The following is a 15,861-nucleotide window of genomic DNA, read 5'->3' on the forward strand; positions in this document are numbered from 1 at the left end:
CGTACTTGCGGTCGAGGTGACCAGCTGGGGCCTGTGGCTGCCCAACAAGGTGACCGGCGGACGCCAGTTCCTGGGACTGGCCAAGCTTCCGGACGGGTATCGGCAATAGGAATGCGTGACATGACACAGACAATGACCGACGTGCAGATCGCCACGGTCCGCCTGCCGCGCGACATGGCCCAGTTCGACCTGGTCGCCAGCTTCTTCCAGCTGCGCAAGCAGATCTTCGTGGACCGCATGGCATGGCCCCTGCACCACGCCGAAGGCATCGAGTTCGAGCAGTACGACACCTTTGACACCGTCTATGTGATCGCCCATCGCGATGGGCGCGCGATCGGTGGGGCGCGGCTGAAACGGACCGACTGTTCGTTCGGCGGCGGCAAAGTGGTCTATTCCTACATGATCCGCGACGCGCATCGCGGGTTGCTGCCGGGCATGCCCACCAACCTGTGCCATGACGAACCCCCCGTCGATCCGCAGGCGTGGGAGTTGACCCGCTTTGCCGCCCTGCCCGTGCCGGGCCTGGCCGAGGCGATCCTGGAGGCGTCGAACGAATACCTGCACGATGTCGGCGCCACCGATTGCCTGTTCCTGGGGCCGCCCGCGTTCCTGCGCATGGCGTCGCGCCTTGGCTGGACGCCCCGTCCGATGGGTGATCTGGTGTCCAACGACGACGGCAAGTTCCTGGCCTTTGCCTGCGCCGTGCGCCAGCCGCAGATGGCCGCCTAGCAGTTGGTCGCCTGGCCGGGGACCGCCCCCGGCCGCGCGTCCCCGACCCGCAGATCGCCCGCCCCAAGGCGGGCACGGATGGCGCGCGACAGCGCGTCGATGCCGACCGTGACCAGCCCGGTCGCGGCCAGGATGACGACTGCTCGGTCCATGCGCAGCTCTCCGATGGCGTCGTCCAGGTAGAACCCCAGGGTGGCGATGCCCAGGATCCCCATGATCGCGGATTCCCGGATGATGATCTCCCACCGGTACAGGCAGAGGGCGACGAAGGGGCCGAACAGGCGGGGCACGATCTCCCATCCCCACAGGGTCAGGCCGCGGGGTGCGTCCGCGCGCAGCGTCATGCCGGTCGCCTGACGGCCCAGCAGATGCCCGATGATTGCCCCGTTGTGCAGGCCAAGCGCCAGGATCGTGGGCAGCATGGACGGCCCCCAGACCTGCAGGAACAGATAGGCCAGCATGTATTCGGGGAACGACCGCAGGATCACCAGCACCAGATGCCCAAGTGCGGCGCCGATGCGCCCCGTCACGCGCGGCACGATCAGCGCCTGCGCGACAAAGGCCACGGCTCCCGCCAACACCAGCGCCAGCTGCGCGACGATCAGCGTCGCGACCAGCCCCGGCAGGATCGCCGCGGTGGTCAGGTCCCACAGCCACGGCAGCAGCGCCGCGGGATCGCCCTGGCGCAGGGGCGCGGGGATGATGTCCTGGGACAGGAACCGCCACAGCGCGCCCTGCCCCATCGGCGGCGTGCGCACGGTGGCCAGCATCACCGCCGCAAAGATCAGCCAGCCCAGCAGCAGCCGGGGCCGCATCCACAACCGGACCGTCGCGATCAGCGCGATATAGATCGCCATGACCGCCCCCGCCGCGCCGTATTCGCCCTGCCGGAAAAACGTGTCCAGCTGAAACCCAAGCGTCGGCAAGCCGATGAAGCCCAGCACCGCCGACGACCGCAGCCCGCATTCCAGCCGATACAGCGCATAGGTCGCCATCTGCGGCAAAGCCAGCGGCGCGCGCGCCCACAGGAAGCGCGTCAGCGGATCGACCGACGGGCCCAGCCAGCGGTCGGGGCGGCGGTCGGACTCGTCCAGGATCTCGGACAAGACCTTGGCGAAGATCCCGGCATAGGGCAGCGCGATGGCCAGCACCCCTGACCAGACGCTGATCCCGAAGACCTGCAGCAGCAGCAGCGCCCAGAACAGCTCATGGACCGACCGCAGCGCGATGGCGAAGCCGCGCACCGCCCGCAGCCGATAGAAGGGCGCCATGATCAGCCCCGCGACCCCGCCCAAGGTCACGCCGGCCACGGCAAAGGCCACGGTCAGCGCGACGGCACGGGCGATCTGTTCGATGGCGCTGAAATCGGGGGCCAGAAAGCCGCGGCCCATGCGGGCCAGCGCGGCCCACGGGTCGTGGCCCGCGACCGTCAGATCGGCCAGCGGCAGGCACAGGGCGGCCACGGCCAGGAACCCCGCCACCACGCCAAGGCGCGACAGGCTAGCCATAAAGGGCCTCGATCCGCGAGGCGTCCAGTTGCTCCACCGGCAGGTCGAACAGGAAGACGCCCTGCTTCAGCCCGATGACGCGCGTCGCAAAGGCCCGTGCGACGGCCACGTCATGCAGCGCCAGGATCGCGGTCGGAAAGGCCGCACGCAGCAGCGCAGCCAGATCCTGCGCCTGGCGCGGATCGACGGCCGACAGCGGCTCGTCCCCCAGGATCAGGTCGCCGCCGCGATGCAGGGCGCGCGCCAGGGCCACGCGCTGCTTCTGCCCGCCCGACAGGGATTCCACGCGGGCATCGGCGTTTGGCGTCAGGCCCACGCGATCCAGATCGGCCAGGGCCGCGGCGCGGTCGGGGGCCGCCGGACGGATCAGCGTGCGCAGGTTGCGCCACGCGCCGTGATCGTCCAGCCGCCCCATCAGGACGTTGCGCAGGGCCGACAGCTGGGGGACCAGCGCCGCGTCCTGCGGGACCAGCGCGATTCGCATGCCGCGCCCCGCCGCCGCCCCGTGCAGGGCCGAGAGCAGGGTCGACTTGCCCGAACCGCTGCGCCCCAGCAGGGCGACCCGTTCACCCGGCGCGACATGCAGTCGCACCCCGGCCAGGACGGGCGTGCCGCCATAGCCAAGATCGACCCCGTCCAGCAGCAGCAAGGGTTACTCCAGCAGGTCCAGATCGCGGGCGACCTGTTCGATGGGGGCGTAATCCTCGTTCGCGGCGGGAATGAAGGCATTGCGCGGGAAGGCCGCCAGCAGGTCCGGATCGTTCATGCCGATCAACGCGGCCTGAACCTTGTCGGCGAACCCTTCGCCCCACCGGGCATCGACGTCGCCGCGGATGGTCCAGTTGTAGTCGGGATAGGGCGGTGTCTTCCAGATGACCTTGGCCGTCTCGACCTCGGGGGCGTTATCCGCAACTGCCTGATCGTACACGGTATAATTCAGCGCGCCGACCTGCCACGCACCCGACGCGACCAGCCGCAGGGTCTGGCTGTGGTCGCCCGAAAAGCCCACGCGGTCAAAGAATTCCTCCGGCGCCTCGCCGGTGTTCTCGCGGATCGCGAATTCCGGCATCAGCCGCCCAGAGGTCGAGGTCTTGGCGCCGAAGGTGAAGGACATGCCGCGCGCAGCCTCGGGGAACGCTTCGGATTCGGTCAGGCCGGTGTCGGTATGGGCGATGAAATAGCTGACGAAGGTGGTGTCCTCGTCGCCCTGCGCAATGGCGCGGGCACCGTCGACCAGCAGGCGGGCCTGAACGCCCGACAGGCCGCCGAACCAGGCCAGCTGGACCTGGTCGTTGCGGAAGGCGGTGACGGCGGCGGGATAGGATTTCACCGGCACGAACTCGACCGGCACGTCCAGTTCCTCCGACAGGTATTCGGCGACGGCGGTAAAGCGTTCCACCAGACGGGTCTCGTCCTCGTCGGGAATGGCCGAGAAATACAGCGTTTCCTGGGCTGCGGCGGACAGCGGCAGGGCGGTGGCCAGCACGGTGGCGAACAGGCGCGACATCAGGGGCATGAAAAGGCTCCGGTCAGGGTGATGGGTTGGGATCGGCGGACCCCGCCGATCACGGGGTCTCGCGCCGATGTGCCAAGCCCCCGTTTCCGGCGGAGCCACGCGGCCCGAACGCCCCCGGCGCATCGGCTTGATGCCCTGTTCTAGACCGTCCGTTCGGTCGCACGCAAGGCTTCGCGGCTTGACTTGGACGAGGCTGCGGCAGACAATTGGGATGTACCTATCGAATTTGACAGGCAGAGGGAGGGTCCCATGAATATCGACCTTTCGCGTCGCGGCTTTTTACGGCTAGCGGGTGCGGGGGTTGCGGCAACGTCGCTTGGAGCCATGGGCTTCGGCGGGGCCGAGGCAGCAGAAGCCGCGCATGTGCGCGCGTTCAAGCTGGCCACGACCACGGAAACACGCAACACCTGCCCCTATTGCTCGGTCGCCTGCGGCATCATCATGTATTCGCGCGGCGACGTGAAGGCCGGCGAGACCGCCGAGCTGATGCACATCGAGGGCGATGCCGATCACCCGACGAACCGCGGAACGCTGTGCCCCAAGGGTGCGGCGCTGAAGGACTTCGTCCTTGCGCCCACGCGCCTGACGCAGCCGCGCCTGCGCCGTCCGGGATCCGACCAGTTCGAGGAGATCACCTGGGAGGCCGCGCTGGACAAGATCGCCCGCGCCCTCAAGGACGATCGGGACGCGAACTTCATCGCGACCAACGATGACGGCACCCCCGTCAACCGCTGGACGACGACGGGGTTCCTGGCGGCTTCGGCCACGACAAACGAAACCGCATGGCTGACCTACAAGACGGTCCGGTCCATGGGGATTGTGGGATTCGATAATCAGGCTCGCGTCTGACACGGCCCGACGGTGTCCAGTTTGGGCCCGACGTTTGGACGTGGAGCGATGACCAATCCATGGACTGATATCAAGAACACCGACCTGGCGATCGTCATGGGCGGAAACGCGGCCGAGGCACATCCTTGCGGCTTCAAATGGGTGACCGAGGCCAAGGCGCATCGCGGCGCCAAGCTGATCGTGGTCGACCCGCGCTATACCCGCACCGCATCGGTGGCGGATTATTACGCGCCGATCCGTCCGGGCAGCGACATCGCCTTCCTGATGGGGGTGATCCGCTGGTGCATGGAGAACGACAAGGTCCAGTGGGACTATGTCCGCAACTATACCAACGCGTCCTATCTGGTGCGCGAGGACTTTGGCTGGTCCGACGGGCTTTTCACCGGCTATGACGAGGAAAAGCGCGATTTCAACAAGGAAAGCTGGGACTATCAGATGGGCGAGGACGGCTTTGCGCTGACCGATCCCACGCTGCAGGACCCGCGCTGCGTTTGGAACATGCTCAAGCAGCATGTCGATGTCTACACGCCGGAATTCGTGGAGAACATCACGGGCACGCCGCGCGACAAGTTCCTGGATATCTGCGCCATGATCGGCGAGTGCTCGGCCGTCGACAAGACGATGACGTCGATGTACGCGCTTGGCTGGACCCAGCACTCCAAGGGTGCCCAGAATATCCGCGGCATGGCGATGCTGCAGCTGATCCTGGGCAATATCGGCGTCCGCGGTGGCGGGATGAACGCGCTGCGCGGCCATTCCAACATCCAGGGCCTGACCGATATCGGCCTGATGTCGAACCTGATCCCGGGATACCTGAACATCCCGACGGAAAAGGAGGTCGACTGGCAGACCTATCTGTCGACCCGTGAGTTCCGGCCCCTGCAGCCGGGCCAGACCAGCTATTGGCAGAACTATCCCAAGTTCATGGTCAGCTTCCTCAAGGCCATGTGGGGCGATGCCGCCACGGCCGAGAATGATTGGGCCTTCGACTATCTGCCCAAGCTGGACGTCCCGGCCTATGACATCATGCGCATGTTCGAGCTGATGAACAACGACCGGGTGAACCTGTACTTCTGCCAGGGCTTCAACCCGCTGTTGTCCATCCCGGACCGCGGCAAGGTGACGGCGGGCCTTTCCAAGCTGAAGATGCTGGTCGTGATGGACCCCCTGTCCACCGAGACCTCGCATTTCTGGCAGAACCACGGCGCGCATAACGAGGTCGACACGGCCAGCATCCAGACCGAAGTGCTGGAACTGCCGACGACCTGCTTTGCCGAGGACGAGGGTGCGCTGGTCAATTCCGGCCGCTGGCTGCAATGGCACTGGCCGGGCGCGACGCCGCCGGGCGAGGCCAAGCACGACACCTGGATCATGGCGCAGATCTGGACGCGGGTGCGCGAGCTGTATCGGACCGAAGGCGGTGCCTTCCCCGATCCGATCGTGAACCTGTCCTGGGACTATGCCGATCCGGGCGAACCCACGCCCGCCGAACTGGCGCGCGAGATGAACGGTCGTGCGCTGGCTGCGGTGACGGACCCGGCAACGGGTGCGCAGGTCCTGCAGGCGGGTCAGCAGGTGTCCGGTTTCGGACAGCTGCGCGACGATGGCACGACCATGGCAGGCTGCTGGATCTATGCCGGCAGCTGGACCGAGGACGGCAACATGATGGCGCGGCGGGACAATTCCGATCCCGACGAGACCGGCATGTACCTGAACTGGGCCTTTGCCTGGCCGGCCAACCGGCGCGTGCTGTACAACCGTGCCTCCGCCGACATGGCGGGCAAGCCTTGGGACGCCACGCGCCCGCTGATCCAGTGGGACGGCGCCAAATGGGGCGGCTACGACGTGCCCGACATCGCGCCGACGGCGGACCCGTCGACGGTCGGACCCTTCATCATGAACCAGGAGGGCGTGTCGCGCCTGTTCAGCCGGGGCATGATGCGCGACGGGCCTTTCCCGACGCATATGGAGCCGTTCGAAAGCCCGATGGCCAACGTGTTCAATCCGCGCATGCGCGGGAACCCGGTGGCGCGCGTGTTCGAAAGCGACGTGGCCCGGCTTGGGAACAGCGACGAGTTTCCGTTCGTCGCGACCTCCTATCGCCTGACCGAGCATTTCCACTACTGGACCAAGCACAACCGGGTGAACGCCGCGTTGCAGCCCGAGTTCTTCGTGGAGATCAGCGTCGAGCTGGCCGAGGAACGCGGCATCGCCAATGGCAGCCGCGTCCGGGTGTTCGGCAAGCGCGGACAGGTCTGGGCCAAGGCGGTGGTCACCCGTCGCCTGCAGCCGCTGATCTGTGACGGCAAGCCCGTCCATGTGGTGGGCATTCCGCTGCACTGGGGCTTCATGGGGGCCGCCAAAAAAGGCTGGGGGCCGAACAGCCTGACGCCGTTCATCGGGGATGCGAACACGGACACGCCCGAATTCAAGGCGTTCCTGGTCAACATCGAACCCGCAACCGAGGAGCCGGTGGCATGAACGACATGGCAAACAGCCCGACCACGGCGGCGTCCAACCCGCCCGTGCAACCGACCGAGGCCTATTTCGATGCGCGCGACGTCGTGCGCATCTCGGCCACGCGGAACGTGCCTGCCCCGGAACGCCAGCTGGAAAAGCTGGCCAAGCTGATCGATGTGTCCAAGTGCATCGGCTGCAAGGCCTGCCAATCCGCCTGCGTGGAATGGAACGACACGACCCCCGCGGTCGGAGAGAACGTGGGGTCTATGAGAACCCCCACGATCTGACCCCCGACATGTTCACCCTGATGCGTTTCGCGGAATGGGAGAACCCGGCCACCAACGACCTGGAATGGCTGATCCGCAAGGACGGCTGCATGCATTGCGAGGATCCGGGCTGTCTCAAGGCTTGCCCGGCGCCTGGCGCCATCGTGCAGTATTCCAACGGCATCGTGGACTTCATCCACGACAACTGCATCGGCTGCGGCTATTGCGTCACCGGCTGTCCCTTCGACATCCCGCGCATCAGCCAGACCGACCACAAGAGCTACAAGTGCACCTTGTGTTCGGACCGCGTGGCCGTGGGCCAAGGTCCTGCCTGCGCGAAAGCCTGCCCCACGCAGGCCATCGTGTTCGGCACCAAGGCCGACATGCAGGCCCATGCCGAGACCCGGATCGAGGATCTCAAGTCGCGCGGCTATGAAAACGCGGGCCTTTACGATCCGGCCGGCGTCGGCGGAACCCACGTGATGTATGTGCTGCATCACGCGGACAAGCCCGGCATCTACAACGACCTGCCCGAAAACCCCCGGATCTCTCCGGTGGTCGAGGGTTGGAAGGGCGTGACCAAGACCGCGGGCCTTGCGGCCATCGGTCTGGCAGCCGTCGGTGCCACGCTGCACGGCCTGTTCGCCCGCGGCAACGAGGTCGAGGAGCATGACGTCCAGTCCGCCGATGCGCTGGTCAAGGGCGAAGACCCCGACCACGGGGGGCATGTCTGATGGCACCGCGCCCCTACTACTCTGAACGCGGCGACCGGCTGGAGAGCATCCAGCCGGTCGAGGTCAGCCGCTATCGCGGCATCACCCGGCTGAACCACTGGGTGACGGCCTTCAGCCTGATCGCGCTGGCGCTGTCGGGACTGGCCCTGTTCGATCCGGCCCTCTATTTCCTGACGGGCCTGTTCGGCGGTGGGCAGACGACGCGCTGGATCCACCCGATCATCGGCGTGGTCCTGTTCATCAGCTTTGCGCTGATGTTCATCCAGCTGTGGCGCCTGAACATGCCCAAGCCCGAGGATGCGACCTGGGTCGCCAACATCGGCGACGTGGTCAAGGGCCGCGAGGAAAACCTGCCCGAACTGGGCAAGTACAATGCCGGTCAGAAGTTCGTCTTCTGGGGCATGTCCGGGCTGATCATCGTGCTGATCGTGACCGGGGTGATGATCTGGGAACAGTTCTTCCCCGGATTGGTCAGCATCCCCGTGCGCCGCATCGCGGTGCTGGTCCATGCGCTGGCTGCCGTGGCGATCATCCTGGTGTTCATCATGCATGTCTATGCCGCGATCTGGACGCGGGGCACGCTGCGCGCGATGACCCGGGGCACCGTGACCGGCGGATGGGCCTGGCGCCACCACCGCAAATGGCTGCGAGAGATCGCCAGCCGCGACAACAAGGGCCCGGCAGAGTAATTTGCCGGCCACCATCACCGGCATCCCCTGTGGCCGGTTCGGCCCGGAGACTGACATGACCACCACCATCCAACCCGATCCCTCGGCCATCGGCGGCGTCCCCACGGCGCCGCTGGTCTTTTGCCCAAACCGCTGCGCCTGTTCGCGACGCGCGCGAAACGTCTGGCCTTCCTGGCTCAGCACAGCGCGAACCTGGGGCCCTGGCTGGCCTTTCTGGGCCAGCTGGCCGACCTGCAGGCACGGCTGGCCGAGGAACTGCCCCGCCCCGCCCCCCTGTCCGCCGACCGCATCCGTCTGGCCCGCGAAAACCGCATGCCGCCGATCGACCGGCAGCGGCTGGCGTCCGACCCGGACCTGCATGCGGTGCTGGACGCGGTCCTGACCCATGCGGCGGCGCTGGACATGCCGGAACCGGCGCGCATCGCCCTGTCCGCAGTGACCGCCGCGCCCTTGGCCGACCGCCACTGGCTGCTGGAAAACATCCTGGCCGACACCATTCCCGATGACAGCGTCGCACCGCATCTGTTCGCGTCGCTGGCCGTGCAGCTGCATCTGTCGCGTCTGGCGGCCGGACTGCCCGCCGATCAGCTGGTCAAGATCCGCACCGGCGTCTGCCCGTCCTGCGGTGGCAAGCCTGCCACCTCCAGCGTGATCGGGGTGGGCGATCTGGACGGCGTGCGCTACGCCGCCTGCGCCTGCTGCCAGACCCAATGGAACGAGGTGCGCCTGACCTGCCTGTGCTGTGGCCAGACCGGCCAGATCAGCTATCGCAGCGTCGAGACCGACCAGGCGACCGTCCGGGCCGAGGTCTGTGGCGATTGCGACAGTTGGGTCAAGATCCTGTACCAGAACAAGAATCCCAGCCTCGAGGCGATCGCCGACGATGTGGGCAGCCTGGGTCTGGACCTGCTGATGAAGGACACGGACAAGCGGCGCGGCGGGTTCAACCCGTTTCTTGCGGGCTACTGATGTCGGGTTTCCGGGCGCTGCCGTCGGTCGATCAGGTGCTGTTGGCCGTGCCGTCGCTGATCGACGCGCATGGCCGCCAAGCGGTGACCCGTACCGCGCGGCTGCGCCTTGATGCGGCCCGTGCGGCGATCCGCGATGGTGCCGACGGTGCGGCCGAGGCGGCGCGTCTTCCGCATCTGGTGGCAGCCGATCTGGCGGCGGCGGCGGTCACGCAGCTGCGACCGATCCTGAACCTGACCGGCACCGTGCTGCACACCAATCTGGGCCGCGCGATCCTGGCGGACGAGGCGATCGCCGCCGCCTCCGCCGCGATGGTCGCGCCCTTGGCGCTGGAGTTCGACCTGCAGACCGGCGGGCGCGGGCAGCGCGACGACCACCTGCGCGGCCTGCTGTGCGAGCTGACCGGGGCCGAGGACGCGACCATCGTCAACAACAATGCCGCCGCCGTCCTGATCGCGCTGAACACGTTCGGCCAGGACCGCGACAGCATCGTGTCGCGCGGAGAGCTGATCGAGATCGGCGGCGCCTTCCGCATGCCCGACATCATGGCCCGCGCCGGCACCCGCCTGGTCGAGGTGGGCACCACCAACCGCACTCATCCCCGCGACTATCGGGACGCGATCACCGACCGGACCGGGTTGATCCTCAAGGTCCACACCTCGAACTATCGGATCGAGGGGTTCACGGCCGAGGTCGCGGCCCCGGACCTGGCCGCCATCGCGCGCGATGCGGGCGTGGTGATGCTGAACGACCTGGGCGCCGGGTCGCTGGTCGATCTGTCGCATTGGGGCCTGCGCCGCGAGCCCACAGTCGCCGAAGCCGTGGCCGAAGGCGCCGACCTGATCACCTTTTCGGGCGACAAGCTGCTGGGCGGGCCGCAGGCGGGGTTCATCGTCGGGCGTCGCGACCTGATTGCACAGATCAACAAGAACCCGATGAAGCGTGCCGTGCGACTGGACAAGATCCGCATCGCCGCGCTGCAGGCGACGCTGCGCCTGTATCGCGACCCGGACCGGCTGGACCAGCGGCTGCCCGTCCTGCGCATGCTGTCCCGCCCGCAGGCCGACATCGCGGCCCAAGCCGCGCGTCTTGCGCCGCAGGTCGCGGCGCTGCTGCCCGATTACCGCGTCGCCTTGACGGATTGCGCCAGCCAGATCGGATCGGGGTCGCTGCCGACGGACACCATCCCCTCGGCCGGGCTGCGCATCACGGGGGTGGGCGGCGATGCGCCCGACCGCCTGGCGGCATGGCTGCGCGCCCGGCCGCGCCCGGTGATCGGCCATATCCGCGACGGTGGCCTGATCCTGGACCTGCGCTGTCTGGGCGATGACCGCGACCTGCTGGACGCGCTGTCGTGATCGTCGGCACCGCGGGGCATATCGACCACGGCAAGACTGCGCTGGTCAAGGCGCTGACCGGCACCGATGCCGACCGCCTGGCCGAGGAGAAGGCCCGCGGCATCACCATCGACCTGGGCTTTGCCTATGCCGATCTGGGCGGCGGGGCGGTCACGGGGTTCGTCGACGTGCCGGGGCACGAACGGCTGATCCACACGATGCTGGCAGGCGCGGGCGGGATCGATCTGGCGCTGTTGGTCGTGGCCGCCGATGACGGCGTCATGCCGCAGACACGAGAGCATCTGGCGATCCTGGACCTGCTGGGCCTGTCGCGCGGGCTGATCGCGCTGACCAAGGCCGATCTGGCCGACGACGACCGCCGCGCGCAGGTTACGGCCCAGATCCGCGACGCCCTGGCCGACAGCGGGTTGGCGGATGCGCCGATCATCCCGGTGTCGTCCCTGACGGGCGAAGGCGTGGGCAGCCTGCGCGACGCGCTGATCGCGGCCGAGGCGCAGGTCGCGCATCGCACCGCCGATGCGGGCTTTCGCCTGGCGGTGGACCGCAGCTTTACCCTGCAGGGCGCGGGCACGGTCGTGACCGGCACGGTGCTGTCGGGACAGGTCGCGGTCGGCGATCTGGTGACGATCAGCCCGTCGGGGATCGCGGCGCGGGTGCGGGGCATCCATGCCCAGAACCGCCAATCAACCCTGGGCGTCGCCGGACAGCGCTGTGCGCTGAACCTGGCGGGGGAATCGGTCGCCAAGGACGCGATCCATCGCGGCGACATCGTGCTGGCGCCCGCGCTGCACGCGCCCACCGAACGGATCGACGCCGTCCTGACCGTGCTGCAGACCGAGCCCAAGCCCATCGGCACCTGGTTCCCCGCCCGCCTGCACAGCCACGCGACCGAACTGGGCGCGCGGATCGTGCCGTTGGGCGATCCCATCGCGCCGGGCCACAGCGGCCCGGTGCAGATCGTGCTGGACCGACCTATGGCCGCGACCATCGGCGACCGGTTCATCCTGCGCGACGTGTCGGCCAGCCGGACCATCGGCGGCGGGCATTTCCTGGACCTGCGCCCGCCCGCGCGCAAGCGGCGCACACCGGAACGGCTGGCGCTGATCCGTGCCGCCCAGTCCCCCGATCCGATGCAGGCGATGCTGGCGGTGGGCCCGGTCGACTCCGCCGTCTTCATGCGCGACCGCGCCCTGTCGCCGGCTGACGCGGCCACGGCACTGGCCGGTGCGCGGATGGTGGCCGGGCTGGCCCTGTCGCCCGCGCATCTGGATGCGCTGCAGCGGGGCATCATCGACGCGCTGTCCGCCTTTCACGCCGAAAACCCCGACCTGCCGGGCATGGGCCGCGAACGGCTGCGGCTGGCGCTGACGCCGAGGCTGCCCAAGGACGCCTATCTGGCGCTGTTGCGCGCGGAATCGGATGCCGGGCGGATCGTCCCGGACGGGGCGTTCCTGCGCCTGCCCGGCCACGAGGTGCGCCTGTCGCCCGACGACGAGGCGCTGTGGGACCGCATCCTGCCCTCGCTGACCGGCGATCTGCGCTATCGCCCGCCGCGGGTGCGCGATTTCGCGACCGAGTTCGGGGTGGACGAAAAGGACGTGCGCCGCGTACTCCGCATGACCCAGAAACTGGGCCGCACCGACCAGATCGCGCATGACCATTTCTTTGCCCGCGCGGTGACCGCCGACATGGTGGCGATCCTGCGCGACGTGGCGGCGGGGACGCCGGACGGGTGGTTCACCGCGCCCCTGTTCCGCGACCGGGTCCAGAACGGCCGCAAGGTCGCGATCGAGATCCTGGATTTCTTTGACAGGCACGGCGTCACGCTGCGCCGGGGCGACCTGCGCCGGCTGAACCCGCACCGGCTGGACCTGTTCGGCTAGATCGGCGCGATGCCCTGCTCGATCACCGCCTCCATCGCGACATAGCTGGAGGTGGAGGCGACATGCGGCAGGGCGGACAGCTTTTCCGCCATGATGCGCCGGTAATCGGCCATGTCGCGCGACCGTACCTTGAGCAGATAGTCGAACCCCCCCGCAATCATGTAGCACTCCTCGACCTCGGGGATCAGGCGGATGGCGGCGTTGAACGATTCCAGCGCCTTGTGGCGCGTGTCGGACAGGCGCATCTCGACATAGGTGACGTGGGTCAGGCCAAGGCGGACGGGCGACAGGATCGCGCGGTATCCGGTGATCAGGCCTGCCTCCTCCAGCTGGCGGATGCGCAGGGCGACGGGGGTCTTGGACAGGCCGACCTTGCGCGCAAGTTCCGTCACCGGGATCCGCGCGTTGGCCACCAGTTCCGCCAGGATGCGGCGGTTGATCGGGTCCAGTAGGTCAGTCATGTGGCGGGTCCCGCAAATGGACGATGTGCCTGCGATCCTGCCCATCATTGGTCCCATCGTCCAGAGCGACCGCGATATTCTGCCGGCATCAGACAGGGGTGCTGCCATGACCGACCTTTCCTTTGCCGCCAAGTTCCAACCCGAAGGGCCCCTGCTGGACCGTCTGTTCCGCGATGCGGCGCTGTCGCCCGACACCCGCGCGCGGATCAGCGCCCGCGCCGCCGATCTGATCCGCCGCATCCGCGCCGAATCCAAGCCCACGATGATGGAGCTGATGCTGGCCGAATACGGCCTGTCCACCCGCGAAGGCGTCGCCCTGATGTGCCTGGCCGAGGCGATGCTGCGCGTCCCCGACCGCGCCACAATCGACGCGCTGATCGAGGACAAGATCGCGCCGTCCGATTGGGGCCGCCACCTGGGCGACAGCTCCTCCAGCCTGGTCAATGCCTCGACCTGGGCGCTGATGCTGACGGGGCGGGTGCTGGACGACAGCAAGCCCGGTCTGGCCGGCACGCTGCGCGGCGCGGTCCGCCGCCTTGGAGAGCCGGTGATCCGCACCGCCGTCACCCGCGCCATGCGCGAGATGGGCCGTCAGTTCGTGCTGGGCCAGACCATCGACGCGGCGCTGGATCGCGCCAAGGGTCAAGAGGCCAAGGGCTATACCTACAGCTATGACATGCTGGGAGAGGCGGCGATGACCGCCCGCGACGCCGACCGCTATGCCGACGAATACCGCAAGGCGATCAAGGCGATTGCCGGGGCCTGCACGCACGGGTCGGTCGTGAAGAACCCCGGCATCTCGATCAAGCTGTCGGCGCTGCACCCCCGATACGAGGTCGCGCAGGAAGACCGCGTGATGGCCGAACTGGTCCCCGTGGTCCGCGATCTGGCCCGACAGGCCCGCGCCGCCAACATAGGCCTGAACATCGACGCCGAGGAACAGGACCGCCTTGCCTTGTCGCTGCAGGTGATCGCCGCCGTCCTGCCGGACCCGGAATTGGCCGGTTGGGACGGGTTCGGCGTGGTGGTGCAGGCCTATGGCAAGCGGGCGGGGCCGATGATCGACGCGCTGCACGCGCTGGCCGTCCGGCACGACCGCCGCATCATGCTGCGTCTGGTCAAGGGCGCCTACTGGGACACGGAAATGAAGCGTGCGCAGGTCGAGGGGCATCCGGATTTCCCGCTGTTCACCTCCAAGACCGCGACGGATGTCAGCTATGTCGCGCTGGCGAAGAAGCTGCTGGGCATGACCGACCGCATCTATCCGCAATTCGCCACGCATAACGCGCACAGCGTCGCGGCCATCCTGGAGCTGGCGGGCGATGCGCCGTTCGAATTCCAGCGCCTGCACGGCATGGGCGAACGGCTGCACGACATCGTTCTGCGCGACAACGCCACTGCCTGCCGCATCTATGCCCCGGTCGGCGCGCATCAGGACCTGCTGGCCTATCTGGTGCGCCGCCTGCTGGAGAACGGCGCGAACAGCAGCTTCGTGAACCAGATCGTCGATCTGGACGTGACCCCGGAACAGATCGCCCGCGATCCGTTCGATGCGCTGGCGACGGCGCAGGCCCCGGTGACCCTGCTGGCACCCCATGCGATCTATGGCGCGGGCCGCGTCAATGCGCAGGGGTTCGATCTGGCCGCGACGGACCAGCTGGACCTGATCTTTGCGCCCGCGATGGGGCGATGCCCAGTGCCGGCCCGCTGACCGCGCAGGCGGGCACCGGACAGACCGTTCCCGTCATCAACCCCGCCACCGGTGAAACCCTGGCGACCGTCACCGAGGCTGACGAGGCCACCGTCACCCGCGCCATCGACGCGGCACGCCCCTGGGCCGCCCCTGCCGCGGACCGCGCCGCGATCCTGCGCCGCGCCGCCGACCTGTTCGAGGCCGATTTCGGCCAGATCTTCGGCATTCTGGCACGCGAGGCGGGCAAGACCCTGAACGACGCCGTGGCCGAACTGCGCGAGGCGGTGGATTTCCTGCGCTATTACGCCCAGCAGGGCGAAGGCCGCGCGAATGCCCCGCGCGGGATCATCGCGGCGATCAGCCCGTGGAACTTTCCGCTGGCGATCTTCACCGGACAGGTCGCGGCGGCACTGATGGCAGGGAACGCGGTGCTGGCCAAGCCCGCCGAACAGACCCCGCTGATCGCCGCCCATGCCGTGCGCCTGCTGCACCGTGCCGGCGTGCCGACGGACGCGCTGCAGCTGTTGCCCGGCGACGGTGGGACGGTGGGCGCGGCACTGACCCGCGATCCGCGCGTCAACGGCGTCGTGTTTACCGGCGGCACCGACACCGCGCGGCTGATCGCAGCCAGCATGGCCGATCACATGGCCCCCGGCACGCCGCTGATCGCGGAGACGGGCGGGCTGAACGCGATGATCGTGGACAGCACCGCGCTGCCCGAACAGGCGGTGCGCGACATCATCGCC

12 protein-coding genes and 1 pseudogene are annotated in these 15,861 nt (G+C 68.1%); 9 read left to right on the top strand and 4 right to left on the bottom strand.

Going from position 1 to position 15,861, the window contains the following annotated elements; translation table 11 throughout:
- Positions 1–120: 120 nt before the first annotated feature.
- Positions 121–729, top strand: a complete 609-nt coding sequence (locus TY51_RS20485; protein ID WP_197054809.1) for an acyl-homoserine-lactone synthase — start codon at positions 121–123, stop codon at positions 727–729.
- Here TY51_RS20485 and TY51_RS16560 read toward each other — a convergent pair.
- The 3 genes from TY51_RS16560 to TY51_RS16570 are packed head-to-tail and all read right to left on the bottom strand — an operon-like array spanning position 726 to position 3,753.
- A complete protein-coding gene (locus TY51_RS16560; RefSeq protein WP_042251527.1) occupies positions 726–2,237 on the bottom strand; it encodes an ABC transporter permease in 1,512 nt (503 codons plus the stop codon). The genes TY51_RS20485 and TY51_RS16560 overlap by 4 nt on opposite strands.
- Entirely contained in the window at positions 2,230–2,886 is a 657-nt protein-coding gene (locus tag TY51_RS16565) for an ATP-binding cassette domain-containing protein (protein WP_042251530.1), read from the bottom strand. Before TY51_RS16565 ends, TY51_RS16560 begins: the two co-directional genes overlap by 8 nt.
- Before the next feature lie 3 nt (positions 2,887–2,889).
- A complete protein-coding gene (locus TY51_RS16570; RefSeq protein WP_156118087.1) occupies positions 2,890–3,753 on the bottom strand; it encodes a putative selenate ABC transporter substrate-binding protein in 864 nt (287 codons plus the stop codon).
- Between the two features lie 249 nt (positions 3,754–4,002).
- Between TY51_RS16570 and fdnG the strand changes: the two genes are divergently transcribed.
- The 7 genes from fdnG (at position 4,003) to selB (ending at position 12,961) form a co-directional block, all read left to right on the top strand.
- Positions 4,003–7,083, top strand: coding sequence for a formate dehydrogenase-N subunit alpha (fdnG, locus tag TY51_RS16580; RefSeq protein WP_156118088.1), 3,081 nt, complete (start codon positions 4,003–4,005; stop codon positions 7,081–7,083).
- Positions 7,080–7,349: a hypothetical protein gene (locus TY51_RS24405; protein WP_307537707.1), complete on the top strand. Its 270-nt coding sequence runs from the start codon at positions 7,080–7,082 to the stop codon at positions 7,347–7,349. The genes fdnG and TY51_RS24405 overlap by 4 nt, the downstream gene beginning before the upstream one ends.
- An 8-nt stretch (positions 7,350–7,357) precedes the next feature.
- Entirely contained in the window at positions 7,358–8,062 is a 705-nt protein-coding gene (fdxH, locus tag TY51_RS16585; RefSeq protein ID WP_307537710.1) for a formate dehydrogenase subunit beta, read from the top strand.
- A complete protein-coding gene (locus TY51_RS16590; RefSeq protein ID WP_042251537.1) occupies positions 8,062–8,751 on the top strand; it encodes a formate dehydrogenase subunit gamma in 690 nt (229 codons plus the stop codon). Before fdxH ends, TY51_RS16590 begins: the two co-directional genes overlap by 1 nt.
- 120 nt (positions 8,752–8,871) lie before the next feature.
- Entirely contained in the window at positions 8,872–9,720 is an 849-nt protein-coding gene (gene fdhE / locus TY51_RS16595) for a formate dehydrogenase accessory protein FdhE (protein WP_231559112.1), read from the top strand.
- Positions 9,720–11,078: an L-seryl-tRNA(Sec) selenium transferase gene (gene selA / locus TY51_RS16600; protein WP_042251540.1), complete on the top strand. Its 1,359-nt coding sequence runs from the start codon at positions 9,720–9,722 to the stop codon at positions 11,076–11,078. Before fdhE ends, selA begins: the two co-directional genes overlap by 1 nt.
- Complete coding sequence (gene selB / locus TY51_RS16605; RefSeq protein ID WP_042251544.1) at positions 11,075–12,961, top strand: selenocysteine-specific translation elongation factor; 1,887 nt, start codon at positions 11,075–11,077, stop codon at positions 12,959–12,961. The genes selA and selB overlap by 4 nt, the downstream gene beginning before the upstream one ends.
- Here the strand turns inward: selB and TY51_RS16610 are convergent.
- Positions 12,958–13,422, bottom strand: coding sequence for an Lrp/AsnC family transcriptional regulator (locus tag TY51_RS16610; RefSeq protein WP_042251546.1), 465 nt, complete (start codon positions 13,420–13,422; stop codon positions 12,958–12,960). The two genes, selB and TY51_RS16610, sit on opposite strands and share 4 nt — an antisense overlap.
- A 106-nt stretch (positions 13,423–13,528) precedes the next feature.
- Here TY51_RS16610 and putA point away from each other — a divergent pair.
- Positions 13,529–15,861 (top strand): annotated as a pseudogene (gene putA, locus TY51_RS16615) (bifunctional proline dehydrogenase/L-glutamate gamma-semialdehyde dehydrogenase PutA); the annotation flags it as partial.

This window comes from Paracoccus sp. PAMC 22219, assembly GCF_000787695.1.
Classification (GTDB): Bacteria; Pseudomonadota; Alphaproteobacteria; order Rhodobacterales; family Rhodobacteraceae; genus Paracoccus.

Bases quoted from the DNA above. Each gene is read 5' to 3' on its own strand.
- TY51_RS16590 (WP_042251537.1), top strand. From the start codon at position 8,062: ATGGCACCGCGCCCCTACTACTCTGAACGCGGCGACCGGCTGGAGAGC.
- TY51_RS16560 (WP_042251527.1), bottom strand. From the start codon at position 2,237: ATGGCTAGCCTGTCGCGCCTTGGCGTGGTGGCGGGGTTCCTGGCCGTG.
- selA (WP_042251540.1), top strand. From the start codon at position 9,720: ATGTCGGGTTTCCGGGCGCTGCCGTCGGTCGATCAGGTGCTGTTGGCC.
- TY51_RS16570 (WP_156118087.1), bottom strand. From the start codon at position 3,753: ATGCCCCTGATGTCGCGCCTGTTCGCCACCGTGCTGGCCACCGCCCTG.
- TY51_RS20485 (WP_197054809.1), top strand. From the start codon at position 121: ATGACACAGACAATGACCGACGTGCAGATCGCCACGGTCCGCCTGCCG.
- TY51_RS16610 (WP_042251546.1), bottom strand. From the start codon at position 13,422: ATGACTGACCTACTGGACCCGATCAACCGCCGCATCCTGGCGGAACTG.
- TY51_RS24405 (WP_307537707.1), top strand. From the start codon at position 7,080: ATGAACGACATGGCAAACAGCCCGACCACGGCGGCGTCCAACCCGCCC.
- fdxH (WP_307537710.1), top strand. From the start codon at position 7,358: ATGTTCACCCTGATGCGTTTCGCGGAATGGGAGAACCCGGCCACCAAC.